We start from the raw sequence: 14,003 nt of genomic DNA, 5'->3' as shown, positions 1-14,003 counted from the left end.
TGATTCCCTAACCCGCCAGCCGGACGGATAAAACCCGGCTTGTGGTCCGGTGCCTGCAGGCTGCATGCGTCCCCATTATTCATGATCCTGGTGACGCAGGGCAGCCCGGCAGCCGCCGGATGGTTTACATGTACATCCCGCCGTTGACGTGAAGCTCCTGCCCGGTGATGTAACCGGCTTGCGGGCTCGCCACAAAGGCCACGGCATGCGCAATGTCCTGCGGCTTGCCCAGGTGCCCCAGCGGAATCTGGCCGAGCAGCGCCTTTTGTTGTTCCTCGGGCAAACCCGCCGTCATGTCGGTTTCAATAAAGCCTGGCGCGACGCAGTTGACAGTGATGTTGCGGCTGCCGAGTTCCCGCGCAAGCGCACGGGTCATCCCGGCCACGCCGGCCTTGGCCGCCGCGTAGTTGGCCTGGCCGGCGTTGCCGGAAGCGCCCACCACCGACGTGATGCTGATGATGCGGCCATAACGCTGCTTCATCATAGTTCGCATCACGGCGCGGCTCATGCGAAACACCGCCTTGAGGTTGGTGTCCAGCACCGCGTCCCAGTCATCGTCCTTGAGGCGCATGGCCAGCATGTCGCGCGTGATGCCGGCATTGTTGACCAGCACCTGCAGCCCGCCATGCTCCTTGACGATGGCATCGATCAGCGCCTCGGCGGCCGCCACGTCGTTCACGTTGAGGTTGCGGCCGGCGCAACCGGGAAAAGCGGCCAGCGCCTGGCTGATTCTGGCGGCGCCCTCGTCGGTGGTGGCCGTGCCGATCACTTTCAGGCCGCGCTGCGCCAGCTCCAGTGCAATCGCGGCACCGATGCCGCGGGAAGCGCCAGTAACCAGCGCGACCTGTCCCTCAAACTTGATCTCGCTCATGCCAGCAGCTCCCTGGTTTGCGCCAGACTGGCGGGATCGAACATCGCCATCCCCGTCAGTTCGGCATCGATACGTTTGACCATGCCGGCCAGCACCTTGCCGGGGCCGCATTCGACGATGGTCGTCAGCCCGCGCGCCTTGATGGCCTGCACACATTCGACCCAGCGCACCGGGCCGAAGGCCTGCTCGTAGAGGGCCGCGCGAATGCGGTCGGGGTCGGTTTCGACAGCGACCGCAATGTTGTTGATCACCGGAATCAGCGGCGCGGCAAATGCCGTTGCCGCCAGTTTCTCCCGCAGCTTGTCGGCGGCCGGCTTCATCAGGCTGGAGTGAAACGGTGCCGACACCGGCAGGGGCAAGGCCCGCTTGGCGCCGTTGGCCTTGAGGACTTCGCAGGCTTTTTCCACGGCCGCCTGGCTGCCGGCAATCACGGTCTGCATCGGGTCGTTGAAGTTGACCGCCTCCACCACTTCCGCGGTGTTCAGGCCAAAGCTGCGAGCGGCTTCGGCGCACCCTTCGATCACACGGGATGCTTCCATGCCCAGAATGGCCGCCATCGCACCCACGCCCACAGGCACCGCCTCCTGCATGGCCTGCGCGCGAAAGCGCACCAGCGGCGCAGCCTGCGCCAGGCTCAGCACACCGGACACCACCAGCGCGGAATATTCACCCAGGGAATGCCCGGCGACCACCGCCGGCGCGGCGCCGGTCTCGGCCATCCAGGCACGGTAAGCCGCCACACCGGCCACCAGCATCACGGGTTGCGTGTTGGTGGTCAGGCCCAGCGCCTCCTTGGGGCCTTGGCTGATCAGTTGGGCCAGGTCCTCGCCCAGCGCATCCGAGGCCTCCCGCAGCGTCTCCCGCACGGCCGGATGGTCGCCCCAGGCGTCGAGCATGCCGACGGCCTGCGAGCCCTGTCCGGGAAAAACAAAAGCAAAAGGTTTCATAAAATTATCGATGAAAACAGCTTCCCGCCCCTATGGAACGGACGCAAGCTGCTATAGATTCAGGAGTACCGCGCCCCAGGTGAAGCCGCCGCCGACCCCCTCGAGCAACAGCGTCTCCCCTTTTTTGATCTTGCCGCTGCGCACCGCCGCGTCGAGCGCCAGTGGAATGGAAGCGGCGGAGGTGTTGCCATGCTGGTCCACCGTGACGATCACCTTGTCCATGGACATCTTGAGCTTCTTCGCGGTGCCCTGCATGATGCGGATGTTGGCCTGGTGGGGAACCAGCCAGTCAATGTCGCTCTCCTGCAGGCCGGCCTTGGCCAGGGTCGCACGCGCCGCATCTTCGAGAACACCGACCGCGAGTTTGAACACGGCCTGCCCGTCCATCTTGAGCAGCGGATCGCCCAGCACCTTGCCGCCGGACACGGTGCCCGGCACACACAGAATGCCGACGTGTTTGCCGTCGGCGTGCAGGTCACTGGCCAGGATACCGGGCGCCTGGGACGCCTCCAGCACCACGGCGCCGGCACCGTCACCAAACAGCACACAGGTGGTGCGGTCCGAAAAATCGAGAATGCGCGAAAACACCTCGGCGCCAATGACCAGCGCCTTGCTGGCAGAACCGGTCTTGATCAGGGCGTCGGCGATGGTCAACGCATACACAAAGCCGCTGCAGACTGCCTGCACGTCAAACGCCGCGCAGCCGGCGATGCCGAGTTTGTGCTGAAGGATGCAGGCTGCCGAAGGAAACACCATGTCCGGCGTCGACGTGGCCACGATGATCAGGTCGATGTCGCCGGGCTGGAGTCCGGCGGCCTGCAAGGCGTTTTTGGCGGCCTCCACCCCCAGGTCGCTGCTGCAGACACCGGGCTCGGCAAAGTGGCGGGCACGGATGCCGGTGCGCTCGACAATCCAGTCGTCGGAGGTTTCAACCCCCTGCGCCGCCAGTTCGGCAGCCAGCTCGGCGTTGCTCAGACGGCGCGGCGGCAGGTAGCTGCCGGTGCCTGTGATACGAGAATAAGGGCTCATTGAATGACTTAATGTGCGGCGGTAGGGTCGGCCAATTCGGCATGTGCGGTCGCGGCTGGGGATTCCGCCAGCGGCGCACCGGCCATGGCCAGCAGCGGCGCCGCGTGAGCAATGCGCTCCCTCACCCGGTCCAGCAAATTGTTGCGAGCTGCATCATAAGCCCGATTCAGGGCCATCTCGAAGGCAAACGCATCGGCCGAACCGTGGCTCTTGAAAACCAGCCCGCGCAGCCCCAGCAGCGCTGCGCCGTTGTAACGTCTATGGTCAACCCGATTTTTAAATGCAGATAACACCGGATAGGCAACGATCGCTGCAATTTTGGTGAAAATATTGCGCGAAAATTCGGCCCTGATGAAGCCGCCAATCATGCCGGCCAAGCCTTCGCTGGCCTTGAGCGCCACATTGCCGACAAAGCCGTCGCAGACCACGATGTCCACCACACCCTTGAAAATATCGTTACCCTCGACATTGCCGTAAAAATTCAGATCGCCACTTTTAGAGGCAGATCGCAGAAGTTCGCCAGCTTTTTTAATGATTTCACTGCCTTTTATCGCCTCTTCGCCGATATTGAGCAGGCCCACGCTGGGGTTGGATTTGTCGGCGATGGCCGCAACCAGGGCAGAACCCATGACTGCAAACTGGAACAGGTGATCTTCCGTGCAGTCGACATTGGCGCCGAGGTCCAGCACGGTGGTGGCACCGCCTTTGGCGTTGGGGATTTGCCCGGCAATTGCAGGGCGGTCAATGCCGTCCAGCGTCTTGAGGATGTAGCGCGAAATGGCCATCAGCGCGCCGGTGTTGCCGGCCGAGACGGCGGCTTGCGCGACGCCCTCTTTGACCTGCACGATCGCAACCCGCATGGACGAGTCTTTTTTGCGCCGCAGCGCGACTTCGATTGGATCGTCCATGGTCACCACCTCGGTGGCGGCGACCACCTGGCAGCGCGAATGGGCCTGAAGACGGGGAAACAGCGGATGGGCAGCGAGCACGGCAGGTTGACCTACCAGCAGGATGGCCGCCTCGGGGTGGCTGTCCAGGAAGGACAGGCTGGCGGGCACGGTGACCTGCGGGCCGACATCACCGCCCATGGCGTCGACAGCTATCCTGATCATGGCAGGACCGGTGCAGTCAGGAAATGGGATTTCAACAAAACAAAGGCCCGCAGGATGAGTGCGGGCCAGTCGTTAAAGCGCGAAATTACGCTTCGGATTTTGTTTTCAGCACCTTGCGACCACGGTAAAAACCGGTGGGGCTGATGTGATGACGCAGGTGCGTCTCACCGGTGGTGGACTCGACAGCAATGCCCGGAACGGTCAAAGCGTTGTGCGCGCGGTGCATGCCGCGCTTGGAAGGTGATTTTTTGTTCTGCTGGACGGCCATGATCCGCTCCTGAGGGGGTATAGGGTGGGTAAATTACGCACAAAACCCGTGAGAAGGTCTTGGCGCCAAGCCTTGCATTATAGCGCGATACGGGCGGCTTTTCCGTTTGGCGCTGCAAGGCAGGCGCCAGCCCCCTGAAAATCCGCTTGAGCAACCGCCGAAAGCCTGCCTGCTCGGTGCCGGCGGGTCCGCCGCAGACGCGGCTTTTGGGCTATTTTTTCCTTTTCAGCTGTGCCAGGGCCGCAAAGGGGTGGGGTTTGGCCTCTTCCTGCTGTGCCAGCTCACCCTCGCCAGCACTGAACACCGGCGCCACCGGACAGGTCTCGTGCATGGGCACCAGCGGCAGGGCCATCAGCAGCTCGTCCTCGACCACCGCCAGCAGGTCGAATTGCGGCGCCATCACCAGCAGGTCTTCCTCGGACTGGTCGTCCTCGGCCATGGCGATGTCTTCGTCGGCCACAAAGCGGTACCACTGGTCCACGTCCAGCGCGGTGGGCACCGCACCCATGCAGCGCTGGCAGGTCAGCGGCAGCGTCGCATTGGCCTGCAGATGCAGCCAGACGTCGTCTTCGGCACCGGCGTGCGGCCGCAGCTCGGCCCGCGCCTCCCATTTAACAGCCAAATCGGGCGCCAACCCATGCAGCTCCTGCGCCAGGCGCTCCATAGTTGATAGTGGCGTGCTCTCGACGAGCGGCTTGCCCTCTTGGGCGAAGGCCTGCATGTTGAGCCGGCGGGCGTGAAGATGTCTGGACATGGCAGCAGTGTAAGAGAATCGACGCATGAACCCTGCACCTTCTCCCGGCGCCCGCAGCGGCGCCGCCCTCCCCACAGCGCGCCGCCTGATCCTGGGCTCGACCTCGCCCTACCGCCGTGAACTGCTGCAACGCCTGCAGATTCCCTTTGAAGTGGCCTCCCCCGCGGTCGACGAGACCCCGCTGCCCGGCGAAGCCCCGGTGGCCCTGGCCCGGCGGCTGGCCCTGGCCAAGGCCCATGCCGTGGCCGCGGCTTTCCCCGATGCGGTGGTGATCGGCTCCGACCAGGTCGCCGACCTCAACGGCCAGGCCCTCGGCAAGCCCGGCAACCATGCCAATGCAGTCGCCCAGCTTCGCCAGATGCGCGGCCAGAGCGTGGTGTTCCAGACCGCCGTGGCCGTGGTCTGCCTGCAAAGCGGGTTTGAACAGACCGACCTGGCCGCGGTGAAAGTGCAGTTTCGCGCGCTCGACGATGAGGAGATCGAAAACTACCTGCAGGCCGAGCAGCCTTACGACTGCGCCGGCAGCGCCAAAAGCGAAGGGCTGGGCATCACCCTGCTGGAGGCCATCGAGAACGACGACCCGACCGCCCTGGTCGGCCTGCCCCTGATACGCACCTGCCGGATGATCCAGGCCGCTGGCATCTCGCTGCTGCCGGCACGTAAGGAAAAACCATGACCGCCGCCCCCAAAGGCCGGCTTTACCTGGTGCCCGCGCCGCTGGATTTCGGCTGTGACGTGCAGGCCCCCCTCCAGGACGTGATGCCGCTGGGCACGCTGCAGGTCGCGGCGACCCTGTCCTGCTGGATTTGTGAAAACGCCAAAAGCACCCGCGCCTACCTCAAACGGGTGGGCGAGGTGGTGCCGCTGCAGCAGCCGGTGCAGGCGCAGCAGATCCAGGAACTGCCGCGCGAGGTGCATAAAAAGGGCGACCATGGCGGCAACTTCGACGCCCGCCCGCTGCTGGCGGCTGCGCTGGCCGGCCGGGACATCGGCCTGGTCAGCGAAGCCGGCATGCCGGCCATTGCCGACCCGGGCTCGTCCGTCGTGCGCGCCGCGCATGACCTGGGCCTGCAGGTGCTGCCGCTGGTGGGGCCGATGTCGCTGATGCTGGCGCTCGCCGCCAGCGGACTGAACGGCCAGAATTTTGCGTTTGTCGGCTACCTGCCGCAGGACGGCGGCGAACGCAGCCAGCGCATCCGGGAACTCGAATCGCTGGCACTGAAGACCGGCCAGACGCAGATCTTCATTGAAACGCCCTACCGCAACACCGCCCTGCTGCAGGCACTGCTGCAGACGCTGCAGCACAACACGCGGCTGGCCCTGAGCTGCGGCCTGAGCCTGCCCGGCGGCTGGTCGCGCAGCGCGTCGGTCAGCACCTGGAAACGCGACAAGCCCGCTGCACCGCTGGCCCTGCCCACGGTGTTCTGCATCGGCCGCTGAACCCGCGCGGGGCAATAAAAAAAGCCCGCAGCGCGCGGGCTTTTTTACCTGACAGCCGGCAAGCGGCTGCGCTGTTTCAACGAATCGCAGGCACCGTCTTCAGCGTGCGGATCGCCCCGTCCCCGATGGCTGCACCAAATTTCTTGGCCAGGCGTTCGGCGACGTTTTCGCGGCGCGTGTAGTCGATGATTTCTTCGGTCTTGACGATTTCGCGGGCCACATAGTCGAGCGACCCCAGCTGGTCCGCCAGGCCGAGCTCGATGGCCTGCTGGCCGGTCCAGAACAGGCCGCTGAACATCTCCGGCGTTTCCTTGAGGCGTTTGCCACGGCCGTTTTTGACCACCGTGATGAACTGCTGGTGGATCTGGTCCAGCATGGCCTGGGCATACACGCGCTGCTTGTCGGTCTGCGGGCTGAACGGGTCCAGGAAACCCTTGTTTTCGCCGGCCGTCATGAGGCGGCGCTCCACGCCTAGCTTGTCCATCAGGCCGGTGAAACCGAAGCCATCCATCAGCACGCCGATGCTGCCGACGATGCTGGCCTTGTCGACAAAAATCCTGTCGGCCGAGGCGGCGACGTAATACGCCGCCGAAGCGCAGGTTTCTCCGACCACGGCATACACGGGTTTCTTGTGTTTGGCCTTGAGGCGCACGATTTCGTCGTTCATCATGCCGGCCTGCACCGGGCTGCCGCCGGGTGAATTGATCAGCAGCACCACGGCTTTGGCGCCTTCGTCTTCAAACGCAGCGCGCAGCGCGGCATTGACGAACTCGGCGCTCGCGTCGGCCCCGTCGGCGATTTCCCCCTTGATTTCCACCACCGCGGTGTGCGGCGCGCTGACGTTGGTGGTGGCCGCGCCGCGGTGCAAGGCAAACCACACCAGGAACACAAAAAAGGCCAGCCAGGACAGGCGCACAAAGGTCTTCCAGCGGCGCGTGGCCTTCTGCTCGTTGAGGGAGGCAAACACCAGCCTCTCCAGCGTCGCGCGCTCCCAGCCCGGCTCGGTGCTCAGAGAGTTGCGGTTTGCTACGTTTTCAGGAGCTGCCTGCGTCCGTGCTTGCTGGGCTGAAGGCCTGTTTGGATCGAAATCCGGATTGTCGGACGGATCGGTGCGGTTTGAATCATTCATACGGGTAGTTTAGAACTCCAATGTTTTAAGTTTGTAGGACGTGTGCCAGAAAACAAGGCCTTCGCCTTCTGAAATGTCAATTTTGACCAGCCCGCCCTGACAGGGGCCGCCGCTGCACTCGCCCGTGTCGGGCCGGTAGGCAGCGCCGTGGCTGGCGCACAGCAGCCACTGGCCGCTGTCGTCGAACACCCGGTTGGGCTGCCAGTCGAGTTCCATCGCCACATGGCTGCAGCGATTCAGGTAGGCATGGGGCCGTCCCTCGAAGCGGACTGCAAAGGCGCGGCAGGTCTGGCCCGCGTAGTTCACGTCGAAGGGTACGGCCTCGCCACCCTCCAGCAGTTCACCGGTGCGGCACAGCGGGATCAGGGTCAGGTCCGGATCAGGCATAAGGGGCGGCAAGGGGCGGCAAGAGGCGGGACGAACCGGGCGGATCAGGCGTTGCAGGCCAGCCAGTCATGCAGGTCCTGCACGGAATGGGCGACAAAACGCGGCTGGAGGACGTCAAAGGCGGCACTTTCGTGCGCGCCGTAACTGACCCCGACGCTGGCGCAGCCGGCATTGAGCGCCATCTGCAGGTCGTGCGTGGTGTCGCCAATCATCAGCGTGCGCGCCGGGCTCACGCCGAACTCGTCCATCAGTTCGTGCAGCATGCGCGGGTGCGGCTTGCCGGCGGTTTCATCAGCGGTGCGCGAGCCGTCAAACCGGCCCTTGAGTTCGACCGCCTGCAGCGCTTCATCGAGGCCGTGCCGGCTCTTGCCGGTCGCTACCGTCAGCAGGTGGCCGCGCCCCTTGAGCGCGGCCAGCAGCGGCAGCACGCCGTCAAACAGGCTGATGTCGTTCTGGTGGCCGATGTAGTGGTGGCGGTAACGCGCGCCGAGCTCGGGGTACTTCTCGGGCGGAACATCGGGCGCCGCATGGGCCAGCGCCTGCATCAGCCCCAGGCCGATCACATAACCGGCGGCTTCGTCGGTCGGCACGGTGCCGCCCACGTCACGCACCGCCGCCTGGATGCAGCGCACGATGATTTTGGTCGAATCGAACAGCGTGCCGTCCCAGTCGAAGGCAATCAGGTCAAAGTTGAGCGGGGGGGACGGGCGTGGCATGGGCGGTGAAACTCTCGAGATCGGGGGGAAGCGCGGCCAGCAGGTCAATGCGTTTGCCGCTGGACGGATGGGTGAACTTTAACCGCCAGGCATGAAGAAACATGCGTTTGAGGGCCGCGCCGCCGGCTTCTTTTTGCAAGGCTTTGTTCAGTTCGAAGTCTCCGTATTTGTCGTCGCCGGCAATCGGGTGGCCGGCGCTGGCCAGGTGGACACGGATCTGGTGGGTGCGGCCGGTCTTGATGGTCACTTCGAGCAGCGTGAAATCTCGCTCGGCCGCAGCCAGCGCCGCTTTCACCTTGACCAGGGTCACCGCACGCATGGCGTCCGGATGCGCCTTGTCGACCACCCGCACACGGCGCTCGCCGTCGGGCAGCAGGTATTTCTGCAGGGAGGCGTCCAGCACTTTTTGATTGGCCGGCCAGGCGCCGCTGACAAGCGCCAGGTAAATCTTGTCGGTCTCGCGCTCGCGAAACTGCTCCTGCAGGTTTTTCAGCGCCATCCTCTTTTTGGCCACCAGCAAAATGCCGCTGGTTTCACGGTCCAGCCGGTGGACCAGCTCCAGGAACCGCGCCTCGGGCCGCGCCATGCGCAGCTGCTCGATCACGCCAAAAGCCACACCGCTGCCGCCGTGCACGGCCACGCCGGCCGGTTTGTCAATCGCCAGCAGGTGCTCGTCCTCAAACAGGATCGGGAACTCCCGTGACGGCGCGTAACCACCTGTGGTGGACGCGGCGCCGTGGCGGGCCACCTCCACCGCCATGGCCCTGGCCTTTTCGTCGGCCCGCTCCGAGGTGCGCACCGGCGGCAGGCGCACGATGTCGCCGGCCTCGACCCGGGTGTCGGCCTGCGCCCGGCCCTTGTTGATGCGCACTTCGCCGCTGCGGATGATGCGGTAGACGTGGGTCTTGGGCACGCCCTTGAGCTGGCGGATCAGGAAGTTGTCCAGGCGTTGGCCCGCAAAGTCAGCGTCCACTGTCACCAGCGTGGCCTGTGGGGCCGCTTTCGCGGGCAGCTCCGGAGGGGCTTGCAAAGGTGGAGGGGGTCTGGATCGGTCAGGCTGCGTCGCCGTCAGGGGTTTACCCGGACGGCGTGTTTTACCTGAACCTGCGCCTATAATGTGTTTCACTAGCGACAAGCTGTAAGTGGTTGATTTGTCTGGGAGTTTAGTCCACACACCCATCAACCCACTGCAACAGCCTTGCTGGAAGGTCGACGCCACTGGCAGCAAATGCCCGCAAGCGCACGGTGCCAGGCACCCCGCGGCAGGAACATGTTGTGCAGACGAGTCGACGTTTTGCGAATACAACTACGGAATACGATGTGTGCAGCCCCGCGGGCTGGACACGGATCCAGGTGAAATCTGGTCTTTACATGGGTAGCCTCTTGACATCACTGGCAGCACTGATTTTTTTATGCCTGCGGCGCTTTTTAGCCCCGCTTTCGGGCATAAATCAGCCGTCAGCCCTTGTCCTGCGGGCGCAAGCAGCTACTGTTTTTGTAGCAAACACCTGTCAGACCCCGACTCGCCCCATCCACGCGCCTACGCCCAGACTGCTCTGCGACTGATTTTTCAGTCGCCGTAGCTTCGTCAAAAGCTCTCCGGCAATTCCCCACGTTCGCACAGCGTCTGCTCACGGCGTCGTTTGCCCGTTTTTCGGGCAGTGATGTTTGAGAACAGAAGAACGAAGGAAACCCCATGAAACGCATGCTGGTCAATGCCACCCAGTCGGAAGAACGCCGCCTGGCCATTGTCGACGGACAAAAACTCCTCGACTACGAAATCGAAATTGAAGGGCGCGAACAGCGCAAGGGCAACATCTACAAGGCCGTCGTGACACGTGTCGAGCCCTCGCTCGAAGCCTGTTTTGTCGACTACGGTGAAGACCGCCACGGCTTTTTGCCGTTCAAGGAAATCTCCAAGCAATACTTCGCCCAGGGCGTGTCGGTCAGCCAGGCGCGCATCCAGGACGTGATCCGTGAAGGCCAGGAGATCCTGGTCCAGGTCGAAAAAGAAGAACGCGGCAACAAGGGCGCCGCCCTGACCACCTTTGTCTCGCTGGCCGGCCGCTACGTTGTGCTGATGCCCAACAACCCGCGCGGCGGTGGCGTCAGCCGCCGTATTGAAGGCGAAGACCGGGCCGAGCTCAAGGAAAACATGGACCAGCTGGAATACCCGGCCGGCGCCAGCATCATTGCCCGCACCGCCGGCATCGGCCGCAGCGCCGCCGAGCTGCAGTGGGACCTGAACTACCTGATCAAGCTGTGGACCGCGATTGACGGCGCCGGCAAGGGCGGCAAGGGCGCCTTCCTGATTTACCAGGAATCGAGCCTCGTCATCCGCGCGATCCGCGACTACTTCAACAGCGACATCGGCGACATCCTGTTCGACACCGACGACGTCTACGAACAGGCGCGCCAGTTCATGGCCCACGTGATGCCCGAGCACGAGCACCGCGTCAAACGCTACCGCGACGACGCGCCGCTGTTCTCGCGCTTCCAGATCGAGCACCAGATCGAGTCGGCCTACGCCCGCACCGTGCAACTGCCGTCCGGCGGCGCCATCGTGATCGACCACACCGAAGCCTTGGTGTCCGTCGACGTCAACTCGGCCCGCGCCATCAAGGGCGGCGACATTGAAGAGACCGCCACCCGCACCAACCTCGAAGCCGCCGACGAAGTCGCGCGCCAGATGCGTCTGCGCGATCTGGGCGGCCTGATCGTCATCGACTTCATCGACATGGAAGAGTCGCGCAATCGCCGCGACGTTGAAAACCGCCTGCGCGATGCGCTGCGCCAGGACCGCGCCCGTGTGCAGTTCGGCACCATCAGCAAGTTTGGCCTGATGGAGATGAGCCGCCAGCGCCTGCGCCCGGCACTCAGCGAAGGGGCATCGATTCCCTGCCCGCGTTGCGGCGGCTCTGGCCATATCCGCGACACCGAAAGCTCGGCATTGCAGATCCTGCGCATCATCCAGGAAGAGTCGCTGAAAGACAGCACGGCCTCGGTGCTGTGCCAAGTGCCGGTTGATGTGGCGTCTTTCCTGCTGAACGAAAAACGCTCCGAGATCGCCAAGATCGAAATGAAGCAGCGCATCAACGTGCTGCTGGTGCCCAACAAGACGCTGGAAACACCGAACTACAAACTCGAACGCCTGAAACACGACGACCCGCGCCTCGACAACATCGAAGCCAGCTACAAGATGGCCGAGGAGATGGAAGACCCGACCACGGTCACCCGCCGCAGCCAGGAAAAGCACAACAAGCAGGAACCCATCATCAAGGGCGTGCTGCCCGATGCACCGGCGCCCATCGTCGTGCCCAAGCCGCCACCGGCCCCTGCCCCCGTGGCGGCCCAGCCGGTCCGGCCGGTGGTTGCTGCTCCGGCGGAAAAAAGCTTCTTTGGCAAACTCAAGGAATTTTTTGTAGGCGCAGAAGCTGCACCCGCACCGGCGCCTGTCAAGGAAGTCAAAAAAGACGAACGCGGCGAAGGCCGGCGTGACGAGCAGCGCGGCGAACGGGGTGACCGCGGTGGCCGTGGTGAACGCGGCGGTCGTGGCGGCCGTGGTGGCCGCAGCGAAGGCCGCTCGGGCGAAGGACGTGGCGAAGCCCGTCCGGACCAGCGCGGTGAAGGTCGTGGTGGTGAACGTGGTGAAGGCCGTGGCGGCGAGCGCCGCGAGCGCAATGCCGATGGCCGCGCCGAAGGCGCCCGCCAGGAACGCCCCGCCGGTGAAGCGCGGCCCGAAGGCCGCAACAATGAGGCCCGCCCCGAGCGCGCAGAGCGGCCACCGCGTCCTGAAGGCCAGGGCGACAACGAAGGCCGCGGCGAACGTGGTGAACGCAGCCGCCGTGGCCGTGGCGAACGTGGCGCCGAGCGCGGTGGCGAACGGGCCGACCGCCCGGCACGCGACCCCATCGAGCAGGATCTGGCCCTGGCCAACCAGGCCGCGATGGCCGCAGCCATGAACGAAGGTGATGCCGCGCCGCGGCAGGAACGTCCAACACAGGACGCCGGCCGTGACGGCGAGCGCCAGCCGGGCGCTGAAGGCCAGGGTCGCCGTGAACGCGGCGAACGTGGTGAAGCACGCGGTGAGCGTGGCGAACGCGGTGAGCGCGGCGCAGGCCGTCGCAACGAGCGTCGTGACGACCGCACGGACGGCAGCACCGCACCCGCGGCCGGCGCCCAGGCCGACAGCTTTGATGCAGCACACCCCGCCGTCGTGGCCGGCCTCGATGAAGCCGGCAACCCGGTGGTGCCCGCCTCTTCCACCGACGTCCAGCCGCGCGCTGAGGGTCAGGAAGAAGGCCAGGACCGCCAGCCGCGCGAGCGCCGCAGCCGTGACCGTTATGGCCGCGACCGCCGCGAGCGTTCAGAGCGCAGCGACCAGCCCGCCGAGGGCCAGGCAGAAGGCGCAGCCCCGGCTGCCGCCGCTGAAAGCTTTGAGCCAAATCAGGCTGCAGCCCAGGAAACACGTGCACCGCATGCTACTGAATTTGTAGCCGCGGTGGCACCGCCTCCCGTGCCGGCAGCGCCGGTGGCAGCACCGGCGCCTGTCGCCGCACCCGCCGTCGCCCGGCCTGCGGCCGCCGCGCCGGCCGCTGCTGCCCCCGCAGCACGTGCGCTGCCGAAAGTCCAGACCTATGACTTGCCGCTGCAGGACCTGGCCCAGGTGGCCCAGTCCTCGGGTCTGCAATGGGTCAATTCCGACGCCAGCAAGATCGCGGAAATACAAGCGGCGATGGCAGCCGAACCCAAGCCGATCCACGTGCCACGCGAGCGCCCACCGGCATCACAACTGGACGCCAGCCCGCTGGTGCTGGTCGAGACCAAACGCGACCTGCGCGACATGACCCTGCCGTTTGAGCAGCCTGCCGGGCCGGCAGCGGGTGAACGCACGGAGTAATCCTGCCGTTTGTGCCGGCTTGGCACTTCAGATCAAAGGCAGCTTTCGGGCTGCCTTTTTTTCGTCTGCTGTTGTTGGTTGTTGGAGGAGTGAAAGCCGAGGACTTCAGCATCACGCTGCGTTTCCGGCTCACTCTGGACAGTAGTTCAACTCCCCACTCCCACCCCTAGCCCCTGCCCTCGCCCCGCTGGGCGATGGAGGGGGACTTCATTTGGCCGCGTGTGCTGCAACGACGTGCAAACATGAGGGCCTGCTGATCCGACATGACACGCTTCGCGTGTCATGTCTCCCCGATTTCTGTCTTCGCTCCCCAACCCGTTTGGCTGGGCCGAGCAGCGCAGATGGAGGCGGGATCAGGGCCGCAGTTGTCCGAGCGCAGCGAGTTCTGCGGACCCCCGCCGCAGTCGAGCAGCGCAGGTTGCCTGGAGCGAAGCGGAAGGACCCAGACAG

Annotated in this window: 13 protein-coding genes; 3 read left to right on the top strand and 10 right to left on the bottom strand. The window is 64.8% G+C overall.

The genetic code is table 11. The features are described 5' to 3' along the window. Positions 1-124: 124 nt before the first annotated feature. The 6 genes from fabG to B7G52_RS20000 form a co-directional block, all read right to left on the bottom strand. On the bottom strand, positions 125-871 hold the full coding sequence (gene fabG, locus B7G52_RS20025; RefSeq protein WP_096699391.1) for a 3-oxoacyl-ACP reductase FabG: 747 nt from the start codon (positions 869-871) through the stop codon (positions 125-127). Continuing rightward, positions 868-1,818, bottom strand: coding sequence for an ACP S-malonyltransferase (gene fabD / locus B7G52_RS20020; RefSeq protein ID WP_096699389.1), 951 nt, complete (start codon positions 1,816-1,818; stop codon positions 868-870). The genes fabG and fabD overlap by 4 nt, the downstream gene beginning before the upstream one ends. A 51-nt stretch (positions 1,819-1,869) precedes the next feature. Continuing rightward, positions 1,870-2,847, bottom strand: coding sequence for a beta-ketoacyl-ACP synthase III (locus tag B7G52_RS20015; protein ID WP_096699387.1), 978 nt, complete (start codon positions 2,845-2,847; stop codon positions 1,870-1,872). An 8-nt stretch (positions 2,848-2,855) separates the two neighbouring features. Further along, a complete protein-coding gene (gene plsX, locus B7G52_RS20010) occupies positions 2,856-3,959 on the bottom strand; it encodes a phosphate acyltransferase PlsX (protein WP_096699385.1) in 1,104 nt (367 codons plus the stop codon). An 85-nt stretch (positions 3,960-4,044) separates the two neighbouring features. Continuing rightward, positions 4,045-4,227: a 50S ribosomal protein L32 gene (gene rpmF, locus B7G52_RS20005; RefSeq protein ID WP_096669354.1), complete on the bottom strand. Its 183-nt coding sequence runs from the start codon at positions 4,225-4,227 to the stop codon at positions 4,045-4,047. Positions 4,228-4,438: 211 nt separating this feature from the next. After that, the gene (locus B7G52_RS20000; RefSeq protein WP_240523544.1) at positions 4,439-4,981 is read right to left on the bottom strand and encodes a DUF177 domain-containing protein; all 543 of its coding nucleotides are present in this window, start codon (positions 4,979-4,981) and stop codon (positions 4,439-4,441) included. A gap of 25 nt (positions 4,982-5,006) precedes the next feature. Here B7G52_RS20000 and B7G52_RS19995 point away from each other — a divergent pair, with 25 nt between their 5' ends. Both B7G52_RS19995 and B7G52_RS19990 read left to right on the top strand, forming a co-directional pair. Then, positions 5,007-5,657, top strand: coding sequence for a nucleoside triphosphate pyrophosphatase (locus tag B7G52_RS19995; RefSeq protein WP_096699381.1), 651 nt, complete (start codon positions 5,007-5,009; stop codon positions 5,655-5,657). Next, positions 5,654-6,421 carry an SAM-dependent methyltransferase gene (locus B7G52_RS19990; RefSeq protein WP_096699379.1) on the top strand — a complete coding sequence of 256 codons (768 nt, stop codon included), beginning with the start codon at positions 5,654-5,656 and terminating at the stop codon, positions 6,419-6,421. The genes B7G52_RS19995 and B7G52_RS19990 overlap by 4 nt, the downstream gene beginning before the upstream one ends. 76 nt (positions 6,422-6,497) lie before the next feature. On the opposite strand, the gene B7G52_RS19985 is transcribed toward B7G52_RS19990, so the two are convergent. Genes B7G52_RS19985 through B7G52_RS19970 form a run of 4 tightly spaced genes read right to left on the bottom strand, consistent with a single transcriptional unit; the run spans position 6,498 to position 9,833 of the window. Continuing rightward, positions 6,498-7,550, bottom strand: a complete 1,053-nt coding sequence (locus B7G52_RS19985; protein WP_096699377.1) for a S49 family peptidase — start codon at positions 7,548-7,550, stop codon at positions 6,498-6,500. A gap of 9 nt (positions 7,551-7,559) precedes the next feature. Next, positions 7,560-7,937: a Rieske 2Fe-2S domain-containing protein gene (locus B7G52_RS19980; protein ID WP_096699375.1), complete on the bottom strand. Its 378-nt coding sequence runs from the start codon at positions 7,935-7,937 to the stop codon at positions 7,560-7,562. Between the two features lie 44 nt (positions 7,938-7,981). Next, a complete protein-coding gene (locus tag B7G52_RS19975; RefSeq protein WP_096699373.1) occupies positions 7,982-8,653 on the bottom strand; it encodes an HAD family hydrolase in 672 nt (223 codons plus the stop codon). Next, positions 8,622-9,833 (bottom strand): RluA family pseudouridine synthase, encoded by a 1,212-nt coding sequence (locus B7G52_RS19970; RefSeq protein ID WP_371329045.1) that lies wholly within the window; start codon positions 9,831-9,833, stop codon positions 8,622-8,624. Before B7G52_RS19970 ends, B7G52_RS19975 begins: the two co-directional genes overlap by 32 nt. 516 nt (positions 9,834-10,349) lie before the next feature. Between B7G52_RS19970 and B7G52_RS19965 the strand changes: the two genes are divergently transcribed. Beyond that, positions 10,350-13,553 (top strand): Rne/Rng family ribonuclease, encoded by a 3,204-nt coding sequence (locus B7G52_RS19965; protein ID WP_096699369.1) that lies wholly within the window; start codon positions 10,350-10,352, stop codon positions 13,551-13,553. The last annotated feature ends 450 nt before the right edge of the window (positions 13,554-14,003 follow it).

The organism is Polaromonas sp. AER18D-145, from assembly GCF_002379095.1.
Classification (GTDB): Bacteria; Pseudomonadota; Gammaproteobacteria; order Burkholderiales; family Burkholderiaceae_C; genus Polaromonas.
This window is presented reverse-complemented; position numbering and strand designations above follow the sequence as displayed.

Excerpts from the sequence above, each read along its gene's own strand:
- rpmF (WP_096669354.1), bottom strand. The coding sequence starts at position 4,227 with ATGGCCGTCCAGCAGAACAAAAAATCACCTTCCAAGCGCGGCATGCAC.
- plsX (WP_096699385.1), bottom strand. The coding sequence starts at position 3,959 with ATGATCAGGATAGCTGTCGACGCCATGGGCGGTGATGTCGGCCCGCAG.
- B7G52_RS19970 (WP_371329045.1), bottom strand. The coding sequence starts at position 9,833 with ATGGGTGTGTGGACTAAACTCCCAGACAAATCAACCACTTACAGCTTG.
- B7G52_RS19965 (WP_096699369.1), top strand. The coding sequence starts at position 10,350 with ATGAAACGCATGCTGGTCAATGCCACCCAGTCGGAAGAACGCCGCCTG.
- B7G52_RS20000 (WP_240523544.1), bottom strand. The coding sequence starts at position 4,981 with ATGTCCAGACATCTTCACGCCCGCCGGCTCAACATGCAGGCCTTCGCC.
- fabG (WP_096699391.1), bottom strand. The coding sequence starts at position 871 with ATGAGCGAGATCAAGTTTGAGGGACAGGTCGCGCTGGTTACTGGCGCT.
- B7G52_RS19995 (WP_096699381.1), top strand. The coding sequence starts at position 5,007 with ATGAACCCTGCACCTTCTCCCGGCGCCCGCAGCGGCGCCGCCCTCCCC.
- B7G52_RS19990 (WP_096699379.1), top strand. The coding sequence starts at position 5,654 with ATGACCGCCGCCCCCAAAGGCCGGCTTTACCTGGTGCCCGCGCCGCTG.
- fabD (WP_096699389.1), bottom strand. The coding sequence starts at position 1,818 with ATGAAACCTTTTGCTTTTGTTTTTCCCGGACAGGGCTCGCAGGCCGTC.
- B7G52_RS19985 (WP_096699377.1), bottom strand. The coding sequence starts at position 7,550 with ATGAATGATTCAAACCGCACCGATCCGTCCGACAATCCGGATTTCGAT.
- B7G52_RS20015 (WP_096699387.1), bottom strand. The coding sequence starts at position 2,847 with ATGAGCCCTTATTCTCGTATCACAGGCACCGGCAGCTACCTGCCGCCG.
- B7G52_RS19975 (WP_096699373.1), bottom strand. The coding sequence starts at position 8,653 with ATGCCACGCCCGTCCCCCCCGCTCAACTTTGACCTGATTGCCTTCGAC.
- B7G52_RS19980 (WP_096699375.1), bottom strand. The coding sequence starts at position 7,937 with ATGCCTGATCCGGACCTGACCCTGATCCCGCTGTGCCGCACCGGTGAA.